Raw genomic sequence first — 21,832 nt, 5'->3', positions numbered from 1 at the left:
CACCGTTGCGTGGAGCGCCCGGCGCGGGTCCGGTGTAGGAGATGACGCGAGGGCAGGACGGATGCCGCATCCGGCGTCCTGCGCCCGCACCATCTCCTACCGCGGGCACGTCGCCGGACCGCCTCGGCTCAGGGGGCCTCGGGTGCGGGGGCGGGAGTCGCGATGACGACGGACTTCGTGCGCGTGTAGTGGTGGAGGGCCTCGGGGCCGTTCTCGCGGCCGAAGCCGGAGTTCTTGACGCCGCCGAAGGTCAGCGTGGGGTCGAGCTTGCCCCACTCGTTGACCCAGATGAGGCCCGCCTCGAGCTTCTTCGAGACGCGCATCGCCTTGACGATGTCGGACGTCTGGATGCCCATCGCGAGTCCGTAGCGCGTCGAGTTCGCGAGCGCGATCGCCTCCTCCTCGGTGTCGAACGTCTGCACCGTGAGGACCGGGCCGAACACCTCCTCCTGCACGGCCTCGGCGTCGTTCGGCAGCCCCGCGATGATCGTGGGCGAGTAGTAGTAGCCGCCGTCGAGGTCGATGCGCTCCCCGCCGACGACGACCGTCCCGCCCTCGGCCTTCGCGCGCTCGACGAACCCGCTCACGCGGTCGAGGTGCCGCTGCGACACGAGCGGGCCGATGATCGTGCCCATGTCGTCGATGCGCCCGATCGGCACGTGGGGGACGGCCTGCGACAGGATCTGCAGGAACGTGTCGTGGAGCTCGCGCTGGACGAGCAGGCGCACCCCTGCCATGCAGAACTGGCCGGAGTTGAACACGAAGGCGTTGATCGTCGCGTTGACGGCGGAGTCGATGTCGGCGTCGGCGAACACGATGTTCGCACCGTTTCCGCCGAGCTCGACCATGACGGGCTTGAGCAGCTCGCCCGCCTTCGCGGCGACCTTCGATCCGACCGCCGTCGAGCCGGTGAACGCGACCATGTCGATTTCGGGGTGCTCGACGATGCGCTCGCCGAGCGCGGGGCCGACGCCGGTGATGAGGTTGTAGACGCCGTCGGGCAGACCGGCATCCGCGAAGATCTGCGCGAGGATCACGGCGGACAGAGGAGTGTCCTCGGCGGGCTTGTGCACGATCGAGTTGCCCGCCGCGAGCGCCGGCGCGATCTTCGACGCCGCGAGGATGAGCGGGAAGTTGAACGGCGTGAGCGCGCCGACCACGCCGATCGGCTCGCGCACCGTGTACTGGAACGCCGCGAGCGTCGTGTCGCGCAGCGCGCCCTCGCCGGTCTGGGCGAGTGCCGCGTAGTACTCGAACGTCTCGGCCACCGTCGGCACGTCGACGACGCGCGCGAACAGGATGGGCTTGCCCACGTCGGCGCTCTCGGCCTGCGCGAGCTCCTCGGCGCGCTCGCGGATGAGGGCGGCGACGCGGAGGAGCACGCGGGCGCGCTCCCGGCCCGAGAGGCCCGACCACACACCGCTCTCGAACGAGGCTCGTGCGGCCGTGGCCGCCGCGTCGACGTCGTCGACGGTGGCCCACGCGACATCCGCGATCTTCTCGCCCGTGGCGGGGGTGACGACGTCGTGGCGCTCGCCGCTGGAGGATTCGCGCCACTCGCCGCCGATGAACAGTCTTCCGGTGGCGATCGCGAGCATCGTGTCGGTCATGTCTTCTCCTCATCGAGATGCACGTAACGTTGGCGCCGAACGCCGCGCGTTCGGAAATCCTCAGGTAACCTGAGTTTCGCCATTATCGCACGTCTGCCACGACGGTCGACGCCGCACCAGGGAAGGGGGATCGGTGACGCCGAGTCCCGAAGCGCTGCCGCCCGCCGAGCCGCCTCTGCTGTACCTCATCAAGCAGCTCGAGCTGGCGGCGAAGTCGCGGTTGGACGAGGTGGTCCAGGCGCACGGGATCACGAGCGTGCAGTACACCGCCCTCGCGGTCCTCGCACGCAACCCCGGCCTGACGGCGGCGCGTCTCGCGCGGAACTCCTTCGTCCGCCTGCAGTCGATGGCGCAGCTCGTCGGAGCGCTCGAGGCGCGAGGGCTCGTCGAACGCCGCCGCGACCCTGCCTCCCGTCGGCAGAACCTCATCTCGATCACTGAGGAGGGCCGCACCGTGCTCGAGGCCCTCGCGGGTCCCGTCGCCGTGATCGAGGCGGAGATGCTCGCCGGTATGACGCGCGACCAGGTGACGGCGTTCGCGGCGACGCTCACGCGCATGCGTCACGCGCTGTCGGGGACGCACCCGCACTGACGCCCGCTCGGCAGCGGATCGACGCGCCGCGCGCGCTTCGTTCGGGACGGCCTCAGGCGGTGGCGGAACCGGATGCCGCGGCCCGCGCCGCGAGCAGGTCGGAGTGCCAGCGCTCGGCGACGTCCGGGTGCGCGCGCAGGCGGGACTTGAGGGCGTTCTCGCCGTACAGCGAGTGGATCGGGTTCGACGGGTCGTGCGTGACCCCGCGCGCCCGCGCGGCGAGCTCGGGCGGCAGCTCGATGAGGGGGAGCCGCTTGTCGAGCGCGGGGTTGAAGAAGAACGGCACCGAGATGCGGTCGTCGGGGGAGCGCGGCGAGGTCACCCGGTGCTTGGTGGCGATGAGATACCCCTGTGTCGCGTACTCGAGCATCTCGCCGATGTTGACGACGAAGGCGCCGGGCACCGGGGGAGCGTCGACCCACTCGCCATCCCGCTCGACCTGCAGGCCGCCCTTGCCGGGCTCGATCCACAGGAGCGTGAGCACGCCCGAGTCCTTGTGGGCGCCGACGCCTTGCTGGGGTGTCGGGTCCTCCTTGCCGGGGTAGCGGACGATCTTGATGAGCGTGGAGGGCTCGCCGAAGTGCTCGTCGAAGTACGTCTCGGGCGCGCCGAGCGACAGCGCCCACGCGCGCAGCAGCCTGCGCGCGACGCCGGAGAGGTGGTCGTGCCACTCCGAGACGACCTCGCGCAGCTCGGGCTGGGCCTCGGGCCACAGGTTCGGGCCGATGAGGCGCGCGAAGTCGGGGGCATCCGGATCATCGATCGCCTCGCGCTCGGGCCCGATGTCGATCTGCTCGCGCCAGTCGACCCTGCCCTGCGTGCGCTCGCCGCCGATGCGCGTGTACCCGCGGAAGTGCGGGCTGTTGACGTTCTCGATCGCGAGCTTGTCGGGCTCGGGCAGCGCGAAGAAGTCGCGCGCGGCGCGGTGCAGGCGTGCCTCGAGCCCGCGTGTCACACCCGTACCCGAGAGGTAGAAGAAGCCGACGTCGTGGGTCGCGGCCCGCAGCTCGTCGCGGAACCGCGCGGCCCCCTCAGGGCCTCGGTCGAGCAGGGAGAGATCGAGGATCGGCAGGCTCAGGTCGCTCATGCGCCGAGAATAGGCACGGTCGATGCCCGAGCGCTCGAATGTTGCCCGGCGTTACCGTGGGGCCATGCGCTCTGTCGTCGTACTCCGTCTCGTCGTGCCCGCGGTGTGGTTCGGACTTGTGCTGGGGCTGTCCTTCATCGAGACTCCGCTAAAGTTCGAGGCGCCGGGTATCACGCTCCCGCTCGGGCTCGGCATCGGGCGCCTCGTCTTCACCGCGCTGGCGATCGCGGGGTGGGTGCTGCTCGTGGCGATCACCGCGCTCGCGGTGCCGCGCCCGCGCGTCGACCGCGCGGCGTGGGCGATGATCGGCGCGATGTGGGTCGTGCTCGCGGTGCAGACGCTCCTGATCCGGCCGCTCCTCAGCGCGCGCAGCGACATCATCATCGAGGGCGGCGACCCCGGCCCCTCGTTCCTGCATTACGGCTACATCGCCGCGGACGTCATCCTCCTGGCGCTCCTGGTGGTGTGGGTGTCCCGCGAGGCGAGAAAGCTGCCCCTCCCGAGTTGATCCGAGGTGGGAGCGGGAGATACGGTTTGTGAGGTTCGCCTTACCTAAGGCGGATGCCCCCCGCCCCAACCTGGATTGCCGCACCCGTGCTCGCCACCTTCCTGATCGGTCTCCGCGAGGGCCTCGAAGCCGCGCTCGTCGTCGGCATCCTGGTCGCCTACGTCAGCCGCATCGGCCGGCGCGACGTGCTCCCGCGCCTGTGGATGGGCGTCGGGCTCGCGGCCGCGCTGGCGCTCGCGATCGGCGCGGTCCTGACCTTCGGCGCCTACACGCTGACGTTCGAGGCGCAGGAGCTCATCGGCGGCCTCCTGTCGCTGCTCGCGGTCGCGATGGTGACGTGGATGATCTTCTGGATGCAGCGCACCGCGCGCACGATGAAGGCGTCGCTCGAGCAGGGCGTCGATCGCGCGCTCGCGACCGGGGGACTGTGGGGCGTCGTCGTCATCGGCTTCGTGTCGGTCGCGCGCGAGGGCATCGAGACCACCCTGCTGCTGTGGTCGATGGTGCAATCGTTCGGCGACGCCCCGTCCGCGCTCATCGGGGCGCTGCTCGGGATCCTCGCGGCCATCGTCGTCGGCTGGCTCCTGGCGAAGGGCATGGTGCGCCTGGACCTGCGCCGCTTCTTCGCGTGGACGGGCGCCTTCCTCGTGATCGTCGCCGCAGGCGTGCTCGCCTACGCGATCCACGACCTGCAGGAGGCCGGCGCGCTCCCCGGGCCGTTCACTGGCGCAGCGCCGATCGACCCGGCCACCGGAGCGGTAGCCGTCGGATGGGCGGCGTTCCCGTTCGGCTGGGCGTTCGACGTGTCGCAGGCGGTTCCGCCGGGCGGCCCGCTCGCCGCCGTGCTCCAGGCGACGGTGGGCTTCATGCCCGTCATGACGTGGCTGCAGGTCATCGCGTGGCTCGGCTACATCGTCGTGGTGGGCGCGTTCTTCCTCCGCGGCCTTGCGCGCGCCGGGCGCGCCTCGGCGCCGCGTGCAGCGGGAGCCGATGGGACTCGCGGGCGTGCGCCGGCACGAGTGCCCGCTCACGCCGACACCGTCCAGAACGAAGGAGCACAGTGAACGCCCACCGCACGATCGGCACGCTCGCCGCGGCATCCGTGATCGCCCTCGCCCTCGCCGGATGCGTCGCGAAGAGCGATGCGGCTGCGACCGGCACGCTCAGCGTCACCTCGACCGGCGCCGCGTGCGACGTGTCGGCGGCGACCGCCACGAGCGGCACCCTCGCGTTCGACGTCACGAACGAGGGCGATCAGGTGACGGAGTTCTACCTGCTCGCCGAGGACGGCCTGCGGATCGTGGGCGAGGTCGAGAACATCGCTCCGGGGACATCGCGCAGCCTCACGGTCGTCGCGCAGCCGGGCGAGTACTTCACGCTGTGCAAGCCCGGCATGGTGGGCGAGGGCGTCGGACGAGCCGCCTTCACCGTGACGGGCGAGGCCGTCGCGATCGAGGGCGAGGACGCCGAGCTCAAGCAGCAGGCGGTCGACCTGTACGCCGCCTTCGTGAAGGACCAGGTCGAGCAGCTCGCACCCGCGGTCGACGAGTTCGTGGCGGCCTACGAATCCGGCGACGACGAGAGGGCGCGCGAGCTCTTCCCGCAGGTGCGCGCGTACTACGAGCGCATCGAGCCCGTCGCCGAGTCGCTCGGCGACCTCGATCCGCGCATCGACTACCGCGAGGTCGACGCGGTCGCCGAGGGCCTGGACTGGACGGGCTTCCACCGCATCGAGAAGGACCTGTGGGTGCCCGCGGAGGACGCGCTCAACGCCGACGGCGAGACGCCGGCGTGGCAGGACTGGACGCCCTCGACGCCCGACGAGCGCGCCGCGTACGGCGATCAGCTCATCGCGGATGTGCAGCAGCTCAACGACTACGTGCACTCCGGAGATTTCACCGCGGCGCTCGAGGCGCAGGGCATCGCGGGAGTGTCGAACGGCGCGATCGCGCTCCTCGACGAGGTCGCGACCGGAAAGATCACCGGCGAAGAGGACTGGTGGTCGGGCACCGACCTGTGGGATTTCCAGGCCAACGTGGAGGGCTCGAAGAACGCGTTCGAGATCGTGCGCGACTTCGCCGCGTCGCACGGCGATGAGGGCGAGGCGCTCGTCGCCGAGATCGTCGCCGGCTACGCCGACCTCGAGGCCGCGCTCGCCCAGCACGGCTCCCTCGAGGCGGGCTTCGTGAACTACCGAGAGCTGACCGGTGCAGACAAACGCGAGCTCGCCGACCTCATCAACGCCCTCGCCGAGCCGCTCTCGCAGCTGACCTCGACGATTCTGGAGTAGTCGTGGACGAAGCAGGCCTCAGCCGTCGCGGACTCCTCGGGCTCGCGATCGGCGCCGGTGCGGCCGGTCTCGCGGTCGGCGCCGGCGCCGGCACGGCCGCGGGCGTCGCGGTGGGCCGTGCGCGCGAGCGGGAGGACGCGGAGTCCGCCTACGCGTTCTTCGGCGCGCACCAGGCCGGCATCACGACCCCGGTGCAGGACCACCTGCACTTCGCCGCGTTCGACATGATGGCCCGCACGACGCGGGACGACCTCGTCTCGCTGCTCCAGGACTGGTCGTATGCCGCGTCGCGCATGACGCAGGGACTCGAGGTGAGCGCGACCGGCGCCGTCGACGGCTCGCCCGAGGCGCCGCCCGACGACACGGGCGAGGCGCTCGGACTCCCGGCGAGCGGCCTCACGATCACGTTCGGCTTCGGGCCGACTCTCTTCGAGACGGTCGAGGGCGAAGACCGGTACGCCATCGCGGCGCTGCGCCCGCGAGCGCTGGAGCGCCTGCCCGCGTTCCTCGGCGACGACCTCGACCCCGCGGCATCCGGGGGCGACCTGTGCATCCAGGTGTGCGCCGACGACCCGCAGGTGGCAGTGCACGCGATCCGCAACCTCAGCCGCATCGCGTTCGGCCGTGCGCGCATCCGCTGGTCGCAACTCGGATTCGGCCGCACGTCGCGCACGACGGCGGCGCAGTCGACCCCGCGGAACCTCTTCGGATACAAGGACGGCACCGCGAACATCCTCGCGAACGACGCGGCCTCACTCGACGAGCACGTGTGGGTCGCGGCATCCGATGAGCCGGCGTGGCTCGCGGGCGGCACGTACCTCGTCGCGCGCAAGGTCGCGATGCTCATCGAGACGTGGGACCGCGTGCGGCTGAGCGAGCAGGACGCGATCATCGGCCGCTCGAAGGGGGAGGGTGCTCCGCTGTCGGGCGGCACCGAGTACACCGAACCCGACTTCGCCACGACCGACGCGAACGGCGCGCCGGCGATCGACCCGAACAGCCACGTCCGGCTCGCGCACCCCGAGCACAATGGCGGCATCCGCATTCTCCGCCGCGGATACAACTACGTCGACGGCAACAATGAGCTCGGACGGCTCGCCGCCGGGCTGTTCTTCCTGTCGTTCCAGCGGACGCCGGAGAGCTTCATCAGGTTGCAGCGGTCGCTGTCGACCGACCTCATGGCCGAGTACATCCGTCACGTCGGCTCCGGGGTGTGGGCGATTCCGCCGGGCGCGCGCGACGGCTCGTTCGTGGGCGCCGGCCTGTTCGCGTGAGCGACCGCACGGGGGCACCGGCTCCGTAGCATCCGTCGCCCGCCGTTGCGCTCGCGCGCGCAGACCGCTATGTCTGTCTCATGACCGCGATCTCGCGTGCCGTCCTCGTCACCGGCTGCTCCACCGGCATCGGCCGTGAGATCGCAACGATGCTCGCGTCACGCGGCTGGAAGGTCTACGCGACAGCGCGAAGGCTCGAGTCGATCGCGGACCTCGAGAAGGCCGGATGCCGCACGCTCGCGCTCGACGTGACGGACGAGGAGTCCTCCCGCGCGGCGGTCGACGCGGTCGTCGCGGCCGAGGGCGCCGTCGGCGTGCTCGTCAACAACGCGGGCGTCAACGAGCTCGGGGCGACCGAGACGCTCCCCGTCGACCAGGTGCGCCGCATGTTCGAGACGAACGTGTTCGGGGCGCTGCGCCTCACGCAGCTCGTGCTGCCCGGAATGCGGGCGCAGCGGTGGGGGCGCATCGTCACGATCGGCTCGATGAACGGGCGCTGGATCATGCCCGGCATCGGGGCGTACGCGGCGACCAAGCACGCGCTCGAGGCGTTCACGGATGCGCTGCGGTACGAGGCCCGCCCGTTCGGCATCGAGGTCTCGCTCATCGCGCCCGGCATGGTGACGACTCGGTTCGGGCACGCCGCCGCCGAGCGACGTGACACCGAGCACGTCGATCCGGAGTGGGACGACTTCAACGAGCGGGTCGCCGAGCTGACGCTCGCGTGGGACCACGGCCCGCAGGCACGCCTCGCGTGCACTCCGGCCGATGTGGCCGAGCGCGTCGCGCGGGCGGTCGAGGCGAAGCATCCGCGTGCCCGCTATCGTGTCGCGCCGTCGGCGACCCTCATGCTGGGGCTGCGCCGCATGCTGTCGGAGCGTGCGTTCGAGCGGGTGCTGCGCATGCAGTTCCCCTCTCCGAAGCCGAGGCCGAAGCCGAAGCCGAAGCCGGAGCCGAAGGCGAGTGCGTAGCGCCGGCGCGGCGGATCAGCGGCGGCGCTCGTCGGGCTGCCGCGCGGGCCGCCGCGCCTCGCGCGGGCGGCGTGAGCCCGTCGGATCGCTCCGCCGCCCCTCGCGCCCCGCCAGGTGGGGATCGGCGAACAGCCACGCCGGCCGCGGCTCGACGAACGGGCGGAACACCCACCGCACGGGGCGGGTCGCGAGGCCGAGCGCGATGAGCACGGACGCCACGATCACGATCGGCAGCCACAGCCACGTCGGCTCGAGGTCACGCAGCACGCCCGACTCGCGGAAGGGGTACAGCACGAAGGAGTGCAGCAGGTAGACGTACATCGTGTACTGGCCGAAGTGCGTCCACCAGTGCGTGCCGCGCGGCACGAGTGCGAGGAACGCCGTCACGAGCACGAGGGCGATCGCGATGAGCGCGAGCCGCACGCCGCCGGCCCACCACTGCGTGCCGCCGATCGAGGAGTAGTTCTCGTCGTAGAACAGCCACCCGCCGAGGTTCATCTCGCGCCAGTCGTCGATGAAGAACCACGCGACCCACCCGGCGACCGCGAACGCGCCGACGGCACCCGCGAACACCCACCACGGCCGCCGGTCGAGCAGCCGCAGGCGGTCGACGACGTCGTGCTCGCGCAGCCACCAGCCGAGCGTGAAGAAGGGCAGCAGCCCCATCGTGCGCGAGAGCGACAGCGTCGAGTCGATGTTCGGCAGGTAGCCGGCGCCGATCGAGATGACGATCGTCCACGCGAGCGGCCAGCGCAAGAGCGCGAGGTACGGCAGCACGAGCCGGAAGATGCCGAGCGCGAGGAGGAACCACAGCGTCCACGAGGGCTGCGTCAGGTTCGGGTTCGCCTGCCCCTCGACCAGCCACTTCGTGAGGGTCCACAATGCCTCGAAGATCACGTAGGGCACGAGGATGTCGGTGATCACGCGTGCCATCTGCCGCCGGTTCGGCGAATCGGAGCGCGAGAAGTAGCCCGAGATGAGCGCGAACGCGGGCATGTGGAACGCGTAGATCACGAAGTACAGCCCGAGCGCGATGTCGGAGTCGTACGTGAGCCGCTGGAGCGCGTGTCCGAGCACGACGAGCGTGATGCAGGCGAATCGCGCGTTGTCCCAGAACGGCACTCGGCGCTTCGCCCGCGGCGTGCCGACGCCCCCCGTCGCCGGCGAGGCGGGGGATCCGGATGCCGCGGCCGCGGCCGCGTTCTGTGAATCGGTCATGGCGGCGAAGCCACACTATCCCCGCTTCCGCGCGGGCGAGAGGGGCTTGACCGCGTGCCGTCCGCGGCGTGCCGTGCGACGCGCCGCCCGCTGTCCGGGGCCGCGAGGCTGTAGTCTCATCGGCGCGATGACCACGATCGACGACGCGCTTGCGCGCGACCAGGTGATTCCCGACATCGACTGGCGCACGTTCCCTCCCGGCTCGGTGCGCGAAGCCGTGCCGGCTCCGAGCGGTCCGCTCGCCCGGGTGGCCCTCGGCGACCCGAGTGCGCCGCGCGTCGTGCTCGTGTCGGGCTTCGCCGGCTCGAAGGAGGACTTCCTCCTGATGTTCCCGCTCTTGGCCGCGGCGGGCTATCGCGTCGAGTCCTACGACCTCGCGGGGCACTGGGAGTCGGTCGAGGCGGGGCCGCACAACCTCGTCCCGCCGCGCGACCGCTTCGACTACCGGCTGTTCGTCGACGATCTGGTCGCGGTGCTCGAGGACGGCCCGGCCCCCGCGCACGTGCTCGGCTACAGCTTCGGCGGCATCGTCTCGGAGCTCGCCCTCGTCGAGCGGCCCGACCTCTTCTCGAGCCTCACGCTCATGTCGTCGGCGCCCGCAGTCGGCCAGGTGTTCCGCGGCGTCCGGCACATCGGGCCGCTGTCCGATATGGACCCGCACAAGGCGGCGGGGCTGATCCTGTGGGGCATCCGCTACAACCTCAATCGGTCGCCCTCGCAGCGCATCTCGTTCGTGCGCGACCGCATGGACGTCACGCGGCGCGAGGCGATCGACGATGTGGTGCGCCTCATGATGGACACTCCCGACGTCCTCGACGAGATCGCCGCCATCGACATCCCGAAGCTCATCGTCGTCGGCGACAACGATCTGTGGCCCACGGCGCAGCACGTCGAGTACGCGGCGCTCATCGGTGCGCGCATCGCGGTGTACCCGACGGGCCACGCGCCGTGCGAGGCGACGCCGCACCAGGTCGTGCGCGACATGCTCGCACTGTTCGCCGAGGCGTGAGCAGAGCGTCCTGAGCCGTTCGGGGGCTTCGGGAATAACCTTGGCGCGTAGGCGTTGCACGAGTTACATTCATTTGCATAGATACGGATGCTCCGGCATCCGAGAGCGGAAGAGATCGTGAACGACACCAGCAGCACGTGGCCGGGGATGCAGTTCGGCATCTTCACCGTGAGCGACATCACGCCCGACCCCACCACGGGCCGCACGCCGAGCGAGGCCGAGCGCATTCAGGCGACCGTCACCATCGCCAAGCACGCCGAAGAGGTCGGTCTCGACGTCTTCGCGCTCGGCGAGCACCACAACCCGCCGTTCTGGTCGTCGTCGCCTCCGACGACGCTCGCCTACATCGCTGGCCAGACCGAGCGGCTCATCCTCTCCACCGCGACGACGCTCATCACCACGAACGACCCGGTGAAGATCGCCGAGGACTACTCGATGCTGCAGCACGTCTCGCAGGGGCGCATGGACCTCATGCTGGGCCGCGGCAACACCGGCCCGGTGTACCCGTGGTTCGGCAAGGACATCCGCCAGGGCCTGCCGATCACGCTCGAGAGCTACAACCTCCTGCACCGCCTGTGGCGCGAGGACGTCGTGGACTGGGAGGGCCAGTTCCGCACGCCGCTGCAGGGCTTCACAGCCACGCCCCGCCCTCTCGACGGCATTCCGCCGTTCGTGTGGCACGGGTCGATCCGCACCCCCGAGATCGCCGAGCAGGCCGCGTACTACGGCGACGGCTTCTTCGCGAACAACATCTTCTGGCCGAAGGAGCACTACCAGCGGCTGATCGCCCTGTACCGCCAGCGCTACGCCCACTACGGCCACGGCACTCCCGAGCAGGCGATCGTCGGCCTCGGCGGCCAGGTGTTCATGCGGTCCAACTCGCAGGACGCCGTGCGCGAGTTCCGCCCGTACTTCGACAACGCGCCGGTCTACGGGCACGGCCCGAGCCTCGAGGACTTCACCGAGATGACGCCGCTCACCGTCGGCTCGCCGCAGCAGGTCATCGACCGTTACGCGGCGATGCGCGACTCGTTCGGCGACTACCAGCGCCAGCTCTTCCTCATGGACCACGCGGGGCTGCCGCTTAAGACCGTGCTCGAGCAGCTCGACATCCTGGGCGGCGAGGTGGTGCCGGTGCTGCGCAAGGAGCTGCAGAAGAACCGCGCTGCCGACATTCCGGATGCCCCGACCCACGCCGCGCGAGTGAAGGCGACCTACGGCGACGGCGAGCCGCGCCAGGCCGTGCCGGGCGAGAACCGCGGTGACAACCTCACCGCCGGGTCTCCGTACCAGGACGCCCACGCGACGATGCCCGTCGCCGCCGCGGGCGCCGCGTTCGGGGTCGCAGCCACCGCCGCCAACCGGGCGGCGAGCCAGCGAACCGAGACGAGCCGATGACCGCCCGTCGCATCGCCGTCATCTCGGCGGGGCTGTCGAACCCGTCGTCGACGCGCATGCTCGCCGACCGCCTGACGGCCGCGTCCGCTGCAGCCCTTCGCCGGGCTCAGGGGCCGGATGGGGAGGGCATCGAGATCGAGGTCGACGTGTTCGAGCTGCGCGACTACGCGCACGACATCACGAACAACCTCCTCACGGGATTCGCGCCTCCGGCCCTCGAGTCGATGATCAACGCGGTCGTCTCCGCCGACGCTCTCATCGCCGTCACGCCGATCTTCTCGACGAGCTACTCGGGACTGTTCAAGTCGTTCATCGACGTGCTCGACCCCGACGCGCTCACCGGCAAGCCCGTGCTCATCGGCGCGAACGCCGGGACGGCGCGGCACTCGCTCGCCATCGATTACGCGATCCGTCCTCTGTTCGCCTACCTGCACGCCGAGCCCATCTCGACGGGCGTGTTCGCCGCCTCGAGCGACTGGGGCGGCTCGGGCGACCAGGTCGCGTCGCTGTCGGAGCGCATCGACAAGGCCGCGCGCGAGTTCGCCGACGCGATCGCGCGCAAGGACCCGGCGACCGCGTCCGACCCGTTCGACCCGGAGAGCTACCTCGGCGAGGGCCGCTCGTTCGGTCACCTGCTGGGTGGCCTCGCGGGAGAGTAGGGCGCCCGGCGGACGCCGGTCGAGGTCACCGCAGCACGATGTCGTCGACTGTGCGGAGGGGCCGCCACGCGGCCTCTCCGCGCACCGTCGTCCGCGGCAGGACATCGGCATCGACGAGCGGCCCCGCGTCGATCCCGGCGAGTCGCTCGACATGTGCGATCGGGGCCTGGAACGTGCGGAACCCGCCGAGCGGCGCGACCGTCAGCGCGCCCTCACTCACGTCGAGCAGCTCCGACTGATCGAGCACGAACCCCGCCGCTCTCAGGCGCCCACCGGGCGACGCATCCGCCCACGCGACGATCTTCCAGAACCGGCGTGGGATCCCGACGGCGCGGTACACGGGGTCGTCGTCGGCCAGCACGGGTGCCGTGAAGGCCGAGATGCGCTGGTCGGTGGCATCCGCGTATTCGAGCACGTGGTCCTCGAGACCCAGCCACAGGTCCTTCGACTGATTGAACGCGCTCGCCTGCGGAGCCGCGTTCGGGTAGAAGAAGGTCGCGGCCATCGCAGTGCGCGCTTCGGCGGGAGTGCCCCAGCCGGGGTCCCGCCGGCGCACGAGGTGGCCGCGGTCGAGGTCGTTGCGTGCGTAGAGCTCGGGGCCGGTCTGCGCCGCCGCGGGAACGCGCTCGTCGAGCCGCCACTCGCCCTCGCGCGGAAGGTCGAGCAGCGTCGCGCCATCGACGTTCACGCCCGTGACGCGCGCGAGGCGCCGCCGCGTGTCGAGGAGCACGGTGAACCGCGGGTAGGCGAGCTCGCGCAGCTCGCCCGGAACGGTGGCACGGGGGAGTGGCACGCGGATGCCGAGGAACTCCTCGTCGTACACGGGCCCTACACGTACCCGAAGACCACGGGGAAGATCGCCACGACGACCGCCGCCCACGCGAGGTACACCGGCAGGTAGGCGGTCTGCCACGACTCGAGCGTGGCGAAGCGCTCGCGCCCGAACACGAACCGCGTCTGCAGCCACGTCGCCCCGACGAGGTTCACGAGCAGGATCAGGTTGAGCCCGAGCGACGCGAGTTTGTTCGGACTCGAACCGTATTCCGCGATGCGGCCGACCATCGACACGAGCACGAGCACATCGACGACGAGCACGCTCGCCAGCAGCACGATCTGGAGGCGGTCGAACCAGCCCGGAGGCCGCAGCGGATCGCGCGCCGAGAGCGAGTAGAGCAGAAGCGCCAGCGCGAAGATCACGACGACGTCGAAGATGATCAGCAGGTCGCGCTCGCCGAACACGACGATCGTGCCCTCGCTGCTGGCGAGCACCCCCTGCACGATCCACGCGCCGATCAGCGCCAGCAGCAGGAGCGTGAAGAGGGGAGAGAAGACCTTCGTCAGCACGGGGGCGATGTTCTCGACCACGCTCTGCTTCGCCTCGACGAGCCACGCCGCCACGAGCACCGCGCCGGCGGCGCCGCACGGCAGCAGCCACTCTCCGACGAACGGCTGCGCGTCGATGCCGATCGACCCGAACACCCCCAGCGTGATCGCGATGATCACCGCGCCGCCGAGGGCGATGAGCGCGTAATACACGAGCCATTCGCCCGAGAACCGGATGAAGTCCATACGCGCGCGGCTCGAGCGCCATGCCCCGCCGGCGTAGGCGATGCCGACGACGAGCCACATCGCCACGATCGCGTGCATCGCCGACAGCGCCTGCGTCATGCCGTCGGGCTCGAACGGGTACGCGTTCAGAACGACGGCCGTGACCGCGAACGGCACGAGCACCGCGACGGTCGTCACGACGCTCGCGCGGCGGCGCACGAGGAAGTGGATCGCGAGGAACGGCAGCACGAGCACGCTCGTGTTCACGAGGGCGGCCGTGGGTCCGCCCGGCAGGAGCACGGACGCGAGGCGGACGGCCAGTGCGGCACCGACGGCGAGACCGAGTGCCAGCCAGAGAGTGCGCGGGTCGGATGCCTCGGGCGCGGCATCCGGCATCACCAGGTGCTTCCACAGCCGTTCGGAATGCTCGCGAGCGAACTCCTGGGACAGCTCGTCGAGCCGACCCATGCGCTTGACCGCGATGAGGAACGCCTCGTCGGGGGCGAGGCCGGACGCCTGGAGCCCGTCGATCTGGTCGCGCAGATGGCTCTCGAGCTCGTCGACGTCGCGCGCGATCGCGTCGCGCCGCGAGACGAACTCCCGCCATTGCGCGATGCGTTCCTCGAGCTGCTCGCCTCCGGCCATCCCAACCCCTCCTGACGTGCTCATGCCGCCCACGCGAGAGCCACTCGCGCGCTCCCGCGGTCGTCCCACACGCGCTTGAGCGCGGCGCTGGCGACCTCCCATTGCCGGCGCTGGTCCGCGATGGCGGCGTGGCCGCTCGCGCTCAGCCGGTAGTGACGCCGCCGGCGGCCCGTGGGGGACATGCCCCACGACGCCTCGACGTAGCCGAGCCGCTCAAGGCGGTGGAGCAGCGGATAGAGCATGCCGTCGCTCCACTCGAGCTCACCGTCTGAGAGCTCGCTCACGCGCTGGAGGATCGCGTACCCGTACGACTCGCCCTCGGCCAGGATTCCGAGCACGAGGGGCGTCGCGACCGCCGCCACGAGGTCCTTCCCGATGCGCACCGTGTCACCTCCGTATACCTAGAACTGCTAGGTACATAGAACTACAAGGTAACACGCGAGTGCGGGCGAATTCACGCGGCACGCGCGCCGGCCGGGCGGCCCGTCGCCGCCATCGTCACGGCGAGCACGAGTGCCGCGGCCGCGACCACGAGCGAGAGCACGATCCAGTCGTCCGCTCCCACCGATCCCGAGAACGACAGGCCGACGACCGCCGCCGCCGAGATGCAGCCGATCGACCGCGCCGTCTGGAAGAGCCCGGCCGCCTGGCCGACGATCGCGGGCGGCGCCGTGCGGTAGAGCGACTGCGTGAGCGAGATGAGCACGAACGCGTACGGGATGCCGACGGCCGCCATGACGAGCAGGACGATCCACCATTGCGGCGACAGGGCGAGCAGCGGGAGCGCCGCGGTCGCCACGACGAGCCCTGCGCCGCCCGCGAGCATCGTGCGGCGGACGCCCCACCGGTCGATGAGGCGCTCGATCGGGCGGGCGAGCACCGCGTTGAACGCCGCGAGCGGCACGAGCATGACTCCCACGATCGCGGTCGAGTACGACGCGTCCTCCTCGAGGTACTGCGGGATGCCGAAGAGCGTGCCGTACAGCACGACGTTCGCGATGACGAAGAGGACGTAGACGCGCACGAGCGGCAGGTTCGCGGCGAGGAGCCGAAGATCGATGAAAGGAACGCGCGCTCGCGGCTCGCGCCATGCGAAGAGCGCGCAGGCGACGACCGCGACGGCCAGCAGCGGCCATTCCGGCCCGTCGGGGAGGGCGAGCAGGAACATGAGCGTCGCGGCGACCGTCGCCGCGAACGCGACCAGGCCCGGGATGTCGGACTCGCTCAGCGTCCGCCGGAGCGGAACGCGGTCGCGGGGCTCGTCGCGCGGGATGAGGACGCGCGTGCTGACGATCGCAAGCGCCGCGAGCGGCACGTTGATCCAGAAGACCGCCTCCCAGCCCGCCGCAAGGATGAGCGCACCGCCGACCACGGGCCCGATGGCAGCCGCGCTCGTGTCGATGAGCTGGATCCGTCCGATGATCCGGGCCGCGTCGAAGCCGCCCCGTGGTGCGAGCGAGCGCAGGAGCGCGGCGGCGGACGGGAACGCGGCGGCCGTGCCGACCGCGAGAACGACCCGCGCGACGCACACCCACTCGAGAGACGGTGCGAACGGACCCGTGGCGCCCGCGATCGCGACGACGATCATGCCGAACGTGAAGACGCGATGGGCGCCGTACCGGTCGGCGAGCCGCCCCATGAGCGGCTGCAGCACGGCTGACGTGAGGTAGAAGACGGTGATGACCCACGTGACGGTCGCCACGTCGACCGAGAACTCGCGGCGAAGCGTGGTCAGGGCGACCGCGATCATGCCCGAATTCAGCGCACTCAGCGCCGTGCCCGTGCACAGCGCGGCGACGATCCAGGCGGCACCGGCCCGCGCCGGCGACTCCCGGGCCGAGGGGTCAGTCGTCAGGGTCGATCTCCCCGGCCTCGATGGCCGCCTCGCGGCCCTCGAGCTCCTGGTCGTCGAACTCCTCTTCGACCGACTCGAGCGGGTCGATCGTCGGCGGCGGAAGCTCCAGCTCGTCCTCGTCGTCGATCGGCACCTCGCGCTCGTCGTCGGGGATCCGTTCGCGGAAGTCGCTCATGTCACTCCTCGCCTTCCGGCGGCAGATCCGCGGCGTCGACGTCCTCCAACGGAGCGGCGCCGGGGTCGGAGCCGTCGAGGTCGGGCAGTTCGCCGGCGTCGCCGGAGATCTCGTGGAACGTCGGATCGAAGACCATCGCCGTGCTCCTTCGCGTCATCCGCTCTTGCGGCGGAACTCTCGCTTCGTGATCGCGCCGTGCGTGCCGTGGACGGACGAGTCGCCGTCCAGGTGCGCTTCGCCCTCGCGGTGCTGCGCGTTCTTCTTGTCGAGTGCTTCTTTGAACTTGCGCTTCATCTCATCGGATGCCGCGCCCGCCGGCTTGTCGTCGGTGCTCATGCCCCCACCCTAGGGGTGCCGCCCACGGGTCGCCACCTGCGCGGAATACCCCCAGGTGGGTGGCCAGAAGCCGCACTGCTAGGATCGACAAGGCTGCCTTCGCGGCATCCGCTCAACTCAAAATGAGCCTCACGGAGCAGGCCGGCAGGAAGCTGGTCCCCTGTGGTGGGTTCCCCGACGCGATGCGGCGGGTGATCTTCGACTGGTGACCAGCGCTGGCGAGTCCCGCGGCGATGCCGCGCGTCGAGATCTGCCTGTTCCTGCTCCTTCGATAGACCCTCGTCCGGCAGACGGCCGGGCGAGGCTAAACAAAGAAGGAGAGACCTCTTGGAAGGTCCTGAAATCACGTTCGCCGAAGCCGTCCTCGACAACGGACGCTTCGGCACCCGCACGGTCCGGTTCGAGACCGGACGACTGGCCCAGCAGGCCCAGGGCGCCGTGGCGGCGTACCTCGACGAGGAGACGATGCTCCTGTCGGCCACCAGCGCCAGCAAGCAGCCCCGTGAGGGCTTCGACTTCTTCCCGCTGACGGTCGATGTCGAGGAGCGCTCGTACGCGGCCGGCAAGATCCCCGGCTCGTTCTTCCGTCGCGAGGGCCGTCCCTCCACCGACGCGATCCTCGTGTGCCGCCTGATCGACCGCCCGCTGCGTCCGTCGTTCGTCGACGGCCTGCGCAACGAGGTCCAGATCGTCGTGACGGTGCTCTCGATCGCGCCGGGTGAGTTCTACGACGCGCTCGCGATCAACGCGGCATCGCTGTCGACCCAGATCTCGGGCCTGCCGTTCTCGGGTCCGATCGCGGGCGTGCGCCTCGCGCTCGTTCCAGGCCACGGCGAGCACTCCGACCAGTGGGTCGCGTTCCCGAACACGAAGGTCCTCGAGGACGCCGTGTTCGACCTCGTCGTCGCGGGCCGCGTGCTCGAGGACGGCGACGTCGCGATCATGATGGTCGAGGCCGAGGCGACCGAGCACAGCTGGAACCTCATCAAGGCCGGCGCCACCAAGCCCAGCGAGGAGATCGTCGCTCAGGGCCTCGAGGCGGCGAAGCCCTTCATCCGCGAGCTCGTGGCCGCGCAGAACGTCGTGGCGAACGCGGCGGCGAAGGAGATCCAGCCGTATCCCGTGTTCCTGCCCTACAGCCAGGAGACCTACGACTTCGTCGCCGCCCGCGCGTACGACGAGCTCGTGCCGGTGTACCAGATCGCCGACAAGCAGGAGCGTCAGAACGCCGACGACGCGATCCGCGAGCGGGTCAAGGGCGAGCTCATCGCCGCGGTCGAGGCGAACGAGCTTCCTGCCGTCGCGACGATCGAGTTCTCGGCCGCCTACAAGTCCGTGACCAAGAAGATCGTGCGCGGTCGCATCCTCACCGAGAGCGTCCGCATCGACGGTCGTGGCCTCGCCGACATACGTCCGCTCGACGCCGAGGTGCAGGTCATCCCGCGCGTCCACGGCTCGGCGATCTTCCAGCGCGGCGAGACCCAGATCCTGGGCGTCACCACGCTGAACATGCTCAAAATGGAGCAGCAGATCGACTCGCTGTCGCCCGTCACGCACAAGCGCTACATGCACCACTACAACTTCCCGCCCTACTCGACGGGTGAGACGGGTCGTGTGGGCAGCCCCAAGCGCCGCGAGATCGGCCACGGATTCCTCGCCGAGCGCGCGCTCGTCCCGGTGCTGCCGTCGCGTGAGGAGTTCCCCTACGCGATCCGCCAGGTGTCCGAGGCGCTGGGCTCGAACGGCTCGACGTCGATGGGCTCGGTGTGCGCGTCGACCCTGTCGCTGCTCAACGCCGGTGTGCCGCTGCGCGCTCCGGTCGCGGGCATCGCGATGGGGCTCGTGTCCGACGAGGTGGACGGCCAGACGCGCTACGCCGCGCTGACCGACATCCTCGGCGCCGAGGACGCGCTGGGCGACATGGACTTCAAGGTCGCCGGCACGAGCGAGTTCGTCACGGCGATCCAGCTCGACACGAAGCTCGACGGCATCCCGTCGTCGGTGCTGTCGGCGGCGCTTCAGCAGGCCAAGGACGCGCGCATGCGCATCCTCGATGTCATCAACGCGGCGATCGACGGTCCCGACGAGATGGCCCCGACGGCCCCGCGCGTGATCAGCGTGCAGATCCCGGTCGACAAGATCGGCGAGCTCATCGGCCCCAAGGGCAAGACGATCAACGCGATCCAGGACGAGACCGGCGCCGAGATCTCCATCGAGGAGGACGGCACCGTCTACATCGGCGCGACCGACGGCCCGTCGGCCGAGGCCGCGCGCGCCCAGGTGAACGCGATCGCCAACCCGACCAACCCCGAAGTCGGCGAGCAGTTCCTGGGCACGGTCGTGAAGATCGCGACCTTCGGCGCGTTCATCTCGCTCCTGCCCGGCAAGGACGGCCTGCTGCACGTCAGCGAGGTCCGCAAGCTCGCCGGCGGCAAGCGCGTCGAGAACGTCGAGGACGTGCTGGGCGTCGGGCAGAAGCTGCTCGTGCGCATCACGAAGATCGACGACCGCGGCAAGCTGTCGCTGGAGCCGGTGCTCGAGGAGGCCGACCAGGAGAGCCGTGCGGTTGCGAGCGTCGGCCCCGAGGCTCCTGCCGAAGGCTGATCGCAGTTCGGATCCCGGATGCCCGCCCCTCCCGTTTTGGGCAGGGGCGGGCATTCCCGTCTTCGGTCCACACCGGCTCCTGTCCTCCGAATGGGGGACGGCCCGCGGCATCCGTGACTCATCGTGATGCAAGCGTTACGCAATGTTTACCGTAGGTTCCCCTCAACGTCCGGTGTTGTCTGTGGCCTGTCCTAGCCTGTAGTTACGTGCCGGGGGGCACAAAGGCATCAAAAGGTCACGATTCGTCCTCTAGGACATCGTGAGGGGGTGTGGCACATGGCTTACTTCGACGTCGATTCGAAGCGAACGACGACGCATCTGGCCGGCGTGGCAGTGGCCGCACAGGCGACGGATGCCGCGGCGCCCCCTGCTCCGCACCCGTCCGCGCCCATCCCGGTGCAGGGTCCCTCCGTCGGCGAGAGCGTCCGCGTCCGACTCGGCGAGACCGGGCTCGACGTCTTCCCGCTCATCCTCGGCGGCGCCGAGTTCGGCTGGAACGTCGACCTGGAGTCCAGCCACGCGATCATCGACGCGTTCATCGAGCTGGGCGGCAATGCGCTGCACACCGCCGACAGCTTCTCGGGAGGCCGCAGCGAGCACATCGTCGGGCAGTGGCTGCACTCGCGCGGCATCCGCGACGACATCGTGCTCATGGTGCGCGTCGGCGGCAACCCCGACCACCCCGGCCTCGGCCCCGTCAACCTCGTGCGTGCGGTCGAGTCGTCGCTCACGCGCCTGCGCACCGATCGCATCGACGTGCTGTACCTCGACGCGACGGCCGACACGTCCACCGCGCTCGAAGACACGCTCGCGACGGCGGAGTGGCTCGTCGAGTCCGGCAAGATCGGGTCCCTCGCGGCGATCGGCTACTCGGCCGCGCAGCTCGTCGAGGCGCGCATCTTCGCATCGGCGGGCTTCCCGCGCATCACGGTGCTCGACGTCCCCTACAACGTCCTGCGCCGCCACGAGTTCGACGACGACCTGCGGCTCGTCGCCGGTGCGCAGGGCATGGCCGTGACTCCGTCGCACGCGCTCGAGCACGGCTTCCTCGCGGGCCGGCACCGCACGCGCGTACGCGGTGCGCTCTCGGTGCGCGGCGCTCAGCTCGCGGCGAACCTCAATCGGCGCGGCAGCCGCACGCTGCGCGCGCTGGACGCGGTCGGCTCCGAGCTCGGGGTGCCCGACGCCGCGGTCGCGGTGGCTTGGCTGCTCGCGCAGCGGCTCGTGACGGCGCCGATCATCAACGCGTTCGCTCCGCAGCACGTCGAGGAGCTCGTGCAGGGTGTGGGCGTCCGCCTCAACCGCGCGCAGCTCGCCGACATCGGTCGCGCGTCTGAATAGTCCTCGGGCTGTCCACAGTCCGTGCGGACGGGCGGGCTCGTGCGTGACGTTGTCGTAGGGTGGAGGGGTGCCTCCGAGCGCGCAATCCCCCCGACGAAGTGAGCTGGTGTGACGCACTACATCTACCTCGTGCGGCACGGCGAGCATCAGGACGCCGAGCACGGTCTCGCCGACGGACCCCTCTCGCCGCGCGGCCGCCGACAGGCCGCGCTCCTGGCCGATCGCATGTCCGGCGTGCCGTTCGACGCCGTGTGGCACTCGCCCCTCGAGCGCGCGAGCCAGACCGCGCACGCGGTGGCCGACCGCATGCCGTCGGTGAACCCCGAGCCCTCGGCGCTCCTGTTCGACTGCGTCCCGACCGGCATGACCCCCGAGACGCCGGCGGCGTTCGAGCCCTTCTTCGGCGGCGTCACCGACGCCGAGATCGAAGCGGGGCGCGCGCAGATGGGCGACGCCGTGAGCGAGTTCCTCGTGCGCCGCCCGGGCGAGGTGCACGAGCTGCTCATCACGCACAACTTCGTCATCGCATGGTTCGTGCGCGAGGTCCTGCAGGCGCCCGAGTGGCGGTGGATGACGCTCAACCAGGCGCACTGCGGCCTCACCGTCATCGCGCAGAAGCAGGGCCGCCCGTGGACGCTCGTGTCGCACAACGACATGGCGCACCTGCCCGTCGAGCTGCGCACCGGCCTGCCCGAGGCCTACCCCGTCTGAC

22 protein-coding genes are annotated in these 21,832 nt (G+C 70.5%); 12 read left to right on the top strand and 10 right to left on the bottom strand.

Annotated features, from left to right (window positions below):
• Window positions 1-128: 128 nt before the first annotated feature.
• Window positions 129-1,610, bottom strand: a complete 1,482-nt coding sequence (locus tag BJ991_RS14210) for an aldehyde dehydrogenase family protein (RefSeq protein ID WP_179491013.1) — start codon at window positions 1,608-1,610, stop codon at window positions 129-131.
• Between the two features lie 133 nt (window positions 1,611-1,743).
• On the opposite strand from BJ991_RS14210, the gene BJ991_RS14205 reads away from it, so the two are divergent.
• Window positions 1,744-2,202: a MarR family transcriptional regulator gene (locus BJ991_RS14205; RefSeq protein ID WP_218852944.1), complete on the top strand. Its 459-nt coding sequence runs from the start codon at window positions 1,744-1,746 to the stop codon at window positions 2,200-2,202.
• A 52-nt stretch (window positions 2,203-2,254) separates the two neighbouring features.
• On the opposite strand, the gene BJ991_RS14200 is transcribed toward BJ991_RS14205, so the two are convergent.
• A complete protein-coding gene (locus BJ991_RS14200) occupies window positions 2,255-3,289 on the bottom strand; it encodes an isopenicillin N synthase family dioxygenase (RefSeq protein WP_179491011.1) in 1,035 nt (344 codons plus the stop codon).
• Window positions 3,290-3,353: 64 nt separating this feature from the next.
• Here BJ991_RS14200 and BJ991_RS14195 point away from each other — a divergent pair, with 64 nt between their 5' ends.
• From BJ991_RS14195 to BJ991_RS14175, 5 genes are all read left to right on the top strand, one after another.
• Complete coding sequence (locus tag BJ991_RS14195) at window positions 3,354-3,797, top strand: hypothetical protein (RefSeq protein WP_179491009.1); 444 nt, start codon at window positions 3,354-3,356, stop codon at window positions 3,795-3,797.
• An 86-nt stretch (window positions 3,798-3,883) separates the two neighbouring features.
• Complete coding sequence (efeU, locus tag BJ991_RS14190; RefSeq protein ID WP_179492834.1) at window positions 3,884-4,861, top strand: iron uptake transporter permease EfeU; 978 nt, start codon at window positions 3,884-3,886, stop codon at window positions 4,859-4,861.
• A complete protein-coding gene (efeO, locus tag BJ991_RS14185; RefSeq protein ID WP_179491007.1) occupies window positions 4,858-6,087 on the top strand; it encodes an iron uptake system protein EfeO in 1,230 nt (409 codons plus the stop codon). The genes efeU and efeO overlap by 4 nt, the downstream gene beginning before the upstream one ends.
• Before the next feature lie 2 nt (window positions 6,088-6,089).
• Entirely contained in the window at window positions 6,090-7,361 is a 1,272-nt protein-coding gene (efeB, locus tag BJ991_RS14180) for an iron uptake transporter deferrochelatase/peroxidase subunit (RefSeq protein WP_179491005.1), read from the top strand.
• 80 nt (window positions 7,362-7,441) lie between these two features.
• Complete coding sequence (locus tag BJ991_RS14175) at window positions 7,442-8,332, top strand: SDR family NAD(P)-dependent oxidoreductase (RefSeq protein ID WP_179491003.1); 891 nt, start codon at window positions 7,442-7,444, stop codon at window positions 8,330-8,332.
• A 15-nt stretch (window positions 8,333-8,347) separates the two neighbouring features.
• Here BJ991_RS14175 and BJ991_RS14170 read toward each other — a convergent pair whose 3' ends face one another.
• A complete protein-coding gene (locus BJ991_RS14170; RefSeq protein ID WP_179491001.1) occupies window positions 8,348-9,550 on the bottom strand; it encodes an acyltransferase family protein in 1,203 nt (400 codons plus the stop codon).
• Window positions 9,551-9,677: 127 nt separating this feature from the next.
• Between BJ991_RS14170 and BJ991_RS14165 the strand changes: the two genes are divergently transcribed.
• The 3 genes from BJ991_RS14165 (at window position 9,678) to BJ991_RS14155 (ending at window position 12,616) form a co-directional block, all read left to right on the top strand.
• Window positions 9,678-10,559 carry an alpha/beta fold hydrolase gene (locus BJ991_RS14165; RefSeq protein ID WP_179490999.1) on the top strand — a complete coding sequence of 294 codons (882 nt, stop codon included), beginning with the start codon at window positions 9,678-9,680 and terminating at the stop codon, window positions 10,557-10,559.
• Between the two features lie 147 nt (window positions 10,560-10,706).
• The gene (locus BJ991_RS14160) at window positions 10,707-11,957 is read left to right on the top strand and encodes an LLM class flavin-dependent oxidoreductase (RefSeq protein WP_179492832.1); all 1,251 of its coding nucleotides are present in this window, start codon (window positions 10,707-10,709) and stop codon (window positions 11,955-11,957) included.
• The gene (locus tag BJ991_RS14155; RefSeq protein WP_179490996.1) at window positions 11,954-12,616 is read left to right on the top strand and encodes a CE1759 family FMN reductase; all 663 of its coding nucleotides are present in this window, start codon (window positions 11,954-11,956) and stop codon (window positions 12,614-12,616) included. Before BJ991_RS14160 ends, BJ991_RS14155 begins: the two co-directional genes overlap by 4 nt.
• Before the next feature lie 25 nt (window positions 12,617-12,641).
• Here BJ991_RS14155 and BJ991_RS14150 read toward each other — a convergent pair whose 3' ends face one another.
• From BJ991_RS14150 to BJ991_RS14125, 7 genes are all read right to left on the bottom strand, one after another.
• Window positions 12,642-13,439, bottom strand: a complete 798-nt coding sequence (locus BJ991_RS14150; protein WP_343048777.1) for a DNA/RNA non-specific endonuclease — start codon at window positions 13,437-13,439, stop codon at window positions 12,642-12,644.
• A gap of 5 nt (window positions 13,440-13,444) precedes the next feature.
• Window positions 13,445-14,833: a permease prefix domain 1-containing protein gene (locus tag BJ991_RS14145; RefSeq protein ID WP_246301107.1), complete on the bottom strand. Its 1,389-nt coding sequence runs from the start codon at window positions 14,831-14,833 to the stop codon at window positions 13,445-13,447.
• Entirely contained in the window at window positions 14,830-15,192 is a 363-nt protein-coding gene (locus tag BJ991_RS14140; protein WP_179490994.1) for a helix-turn-helix transcriptional regulator, read from the bottom strand. The genes BJ991_RS14145 and BJ991_RS14140 overlap by 4 nt, the downstream gene beginning before the upstream one ends.
• A 71-nt stretch (window positions 15,193-15,263) precedes the next feature.
• Window positions 15,264-16,598 carry an MFS transporter gene (locus tag BJ991_RS14135; protein ID WP_281363988.1) on the bottom strand — a complete coding sequence of 445 codons (1,335 nt, stop codon included), beginning with the start codon at window positions 16,596-16,598 and terminating at the stop codon, window positions 15,264-15,266.
• 55 nt (window positions 16,599-16,653) lie between these two features.
• A complete protein-coding gene (locus BJ991_RS14130) occupies window positions 16,654-16,839 on the bottom strand; it encodes a hypothetical protein (protein ID WP_179490990.1) in 186 nt (61 codons plus the stop codon).
• A 1-nt stretch (window position 16,840) separates the two neighbouring features.
• Window positions 16,841-16,975: a hypothetical protein gene (locus BJ991_RS18680; RefSeq protein ID WP_281363931.1), complete on the bottom strand. Its 135-nt coding sequence runs from the start codon at window positions 16,973-16,975 to the stop codon at window positions 16,841-16,843.
• A gap of 17 nt (window positions 16,976-16,992) precedes the next feature.
• Entirely contained in the window at window positions 16,993-17,175 is a 183-nt protein-coding gene (locus BJ991_RS14125; RefSeq protein WP_179490989.1) for a DUF5302 domain-containing protein, read from the bottom strand.
• A 327-nt stretch (window positions 17,176-17,502) separates the two neighbouring features.
• Here BJ991_RS14125 and BJ991_RS14120 point away from each other — a divergent pair, with 327 nt between their 5' ends.
• The 3 genes from BJ991_RS14120 (at window position 17,503) to BJ991_RS14110 (ending at window position 21,831) form a co-directional block, all read left to right on the top strand.
• On the top strand, window positions 17,503-19,779 hold the full coding sequence (locus tag BJ991_RS14120; protein ID WP_179490988.1) for a polyribonucleotide nucleotidyltransferase: 2,277 nt from the start codon (window positions 17,503-17,505) through the stop codon (window positions 19,777-19,779).
• 276 nt (window positions 19,780-20,055) lie between these two features.
• On the top strand, window positions 20,056-21,120 hold the full coding sequence (locus tag BJ991_RS14115; RefSeq protein WP_179490987.1) for an aldo/keto reductase: 1,065 nt from the start codon (window positions 20,056-20,058) through the stop codon (window positions 21,118-21,120).
• A 108-nt stretch (window positions 21,121-21,228) separates the two neighbouring features.
• A complete protein-coding gene (locus BJ991_RS14110; protein ID WP_179490986.1) occupies window positions 21,229-21,831 on the top strand; it encodes a histidine phosphatase family protein in 603 nt (200 codons plus the stop codon).
• Window position 21,832: the final 1 nt, after the last annotated feature.

It is taken from the genome of Microbacterium immunditiarum, from assembly GCF_013409785.1.
Classification (GTDB): Bacteria; Actinomycetota; Actinomycetes; order Actinomycetales; family Microbacteriaceae; genus Microbacterium; species Microbacterium immunditiarum.
The sequence above is the reverse complement of the archived record's forward strand: the minus strand, read 5'-3'. Positions and strand labels throughout refer to the sequence as shown.

What these genes read in the sequence shown, in the direction of transcription:
- BJ991_RS14195 (WP_179491009.1), top strand. Translation starts at nt 3,354, where the DNA reads ATGCGCTCTGTCGTCGTACTCCGTCTCGTCGTGCCCGCGGTGTGGTTC.
- BJ991_RS14115 (WP_179490987.1), top strand. Translation starts at nt 20,056, where the DNA reads ATGGCTTACTTCGACGTCGATTCGAAGCGAACGACGACGCATCTGGCC.
- BJ991_RS14130 (WP_179490990.1), bottom strand. Translation starts at nt 16,839, where the DNA reads ATGAGCGACTTCCGCGAACGGATCCCCGACGACGAGCGCGAGGTGCCG.
- BJ991_RS14145 (WP_246301107.1), bottom strand. Translation starts at nt 14,833, where the DNA reads ATGAGCACGTCAGGAGGGGTTGGGATGGCCGGAGGCGAGCAGCTCGAG.
- BJ991_RS14170 (WP_179491001.1), bottom strand. Translation starts at nt 9,550, where the DNA reads ATGACCGATTCACAGAACGCGGCCGCGGCCGCGGCATCCGGATCCCCC.
- BJ991_RS18680 (WP_281363931.1), bottom strand. Translation starts at nt 16,975, where the DNA reads ATGGTCTTCGATCCGACGTTCCACGAGATCTCCGGCGACGCCGGCGAA.
- BJ991_RS14165 (WP_179490999.1), top strand. Translation starts at nt 9,678, where the DNA reads ATGACCACGATCGACGACGCGCTTGCGCGCGACCAGGTGATTCCCGAC.
- BJ991_RS14175 (WP_179491003.1), top strand. Translation starts at nt 7,442, where the DNA reads ATGACCGCGATCTCGCGTGCCGTCCTCGTCACCGGCTGCTCCACCGGC.
- BJ991_RS14155 (WP_179490996.1), top strand. Translation starts at nt 11,954, where the DNA reads ATGACCGCCCGTCGCATCGCCGTCATCTCGGCGGGGCTGTCGAACCCG.
- BJ991_RS14160 (WP_179492832.1), top strand. Translation starts at nt 10,707, where the DNA reads ATGCAGTTCGGCATCTTCACCGTGAGCGACATCACGCCCGACCCCACC.
- BJ991_RS14200 (WP_179491011.1), bottom strand. Translation starts at nt 3,289, where the DNA reads ATGAGCGACCTGAGCCTGCCGATCCTCGATCTCTCCCTGCTCGACCGA.
- BJ991_RS14125 (WP_179490989.1), bottom strand. Translation starts at nt 17,175, where the DNA reads ATGAGCACCGACGACAAGCCGGCGGGCGCGGCATCCGATGAGATGAAG.
- BJ991_RS14210 (WP_179491013.1), bottom strand. Translation starts at nt 1,610, where the DNA reads ATGACCGACACGATGCTCGCGATCGCCACCGGAAGACTGTTCATCGGC.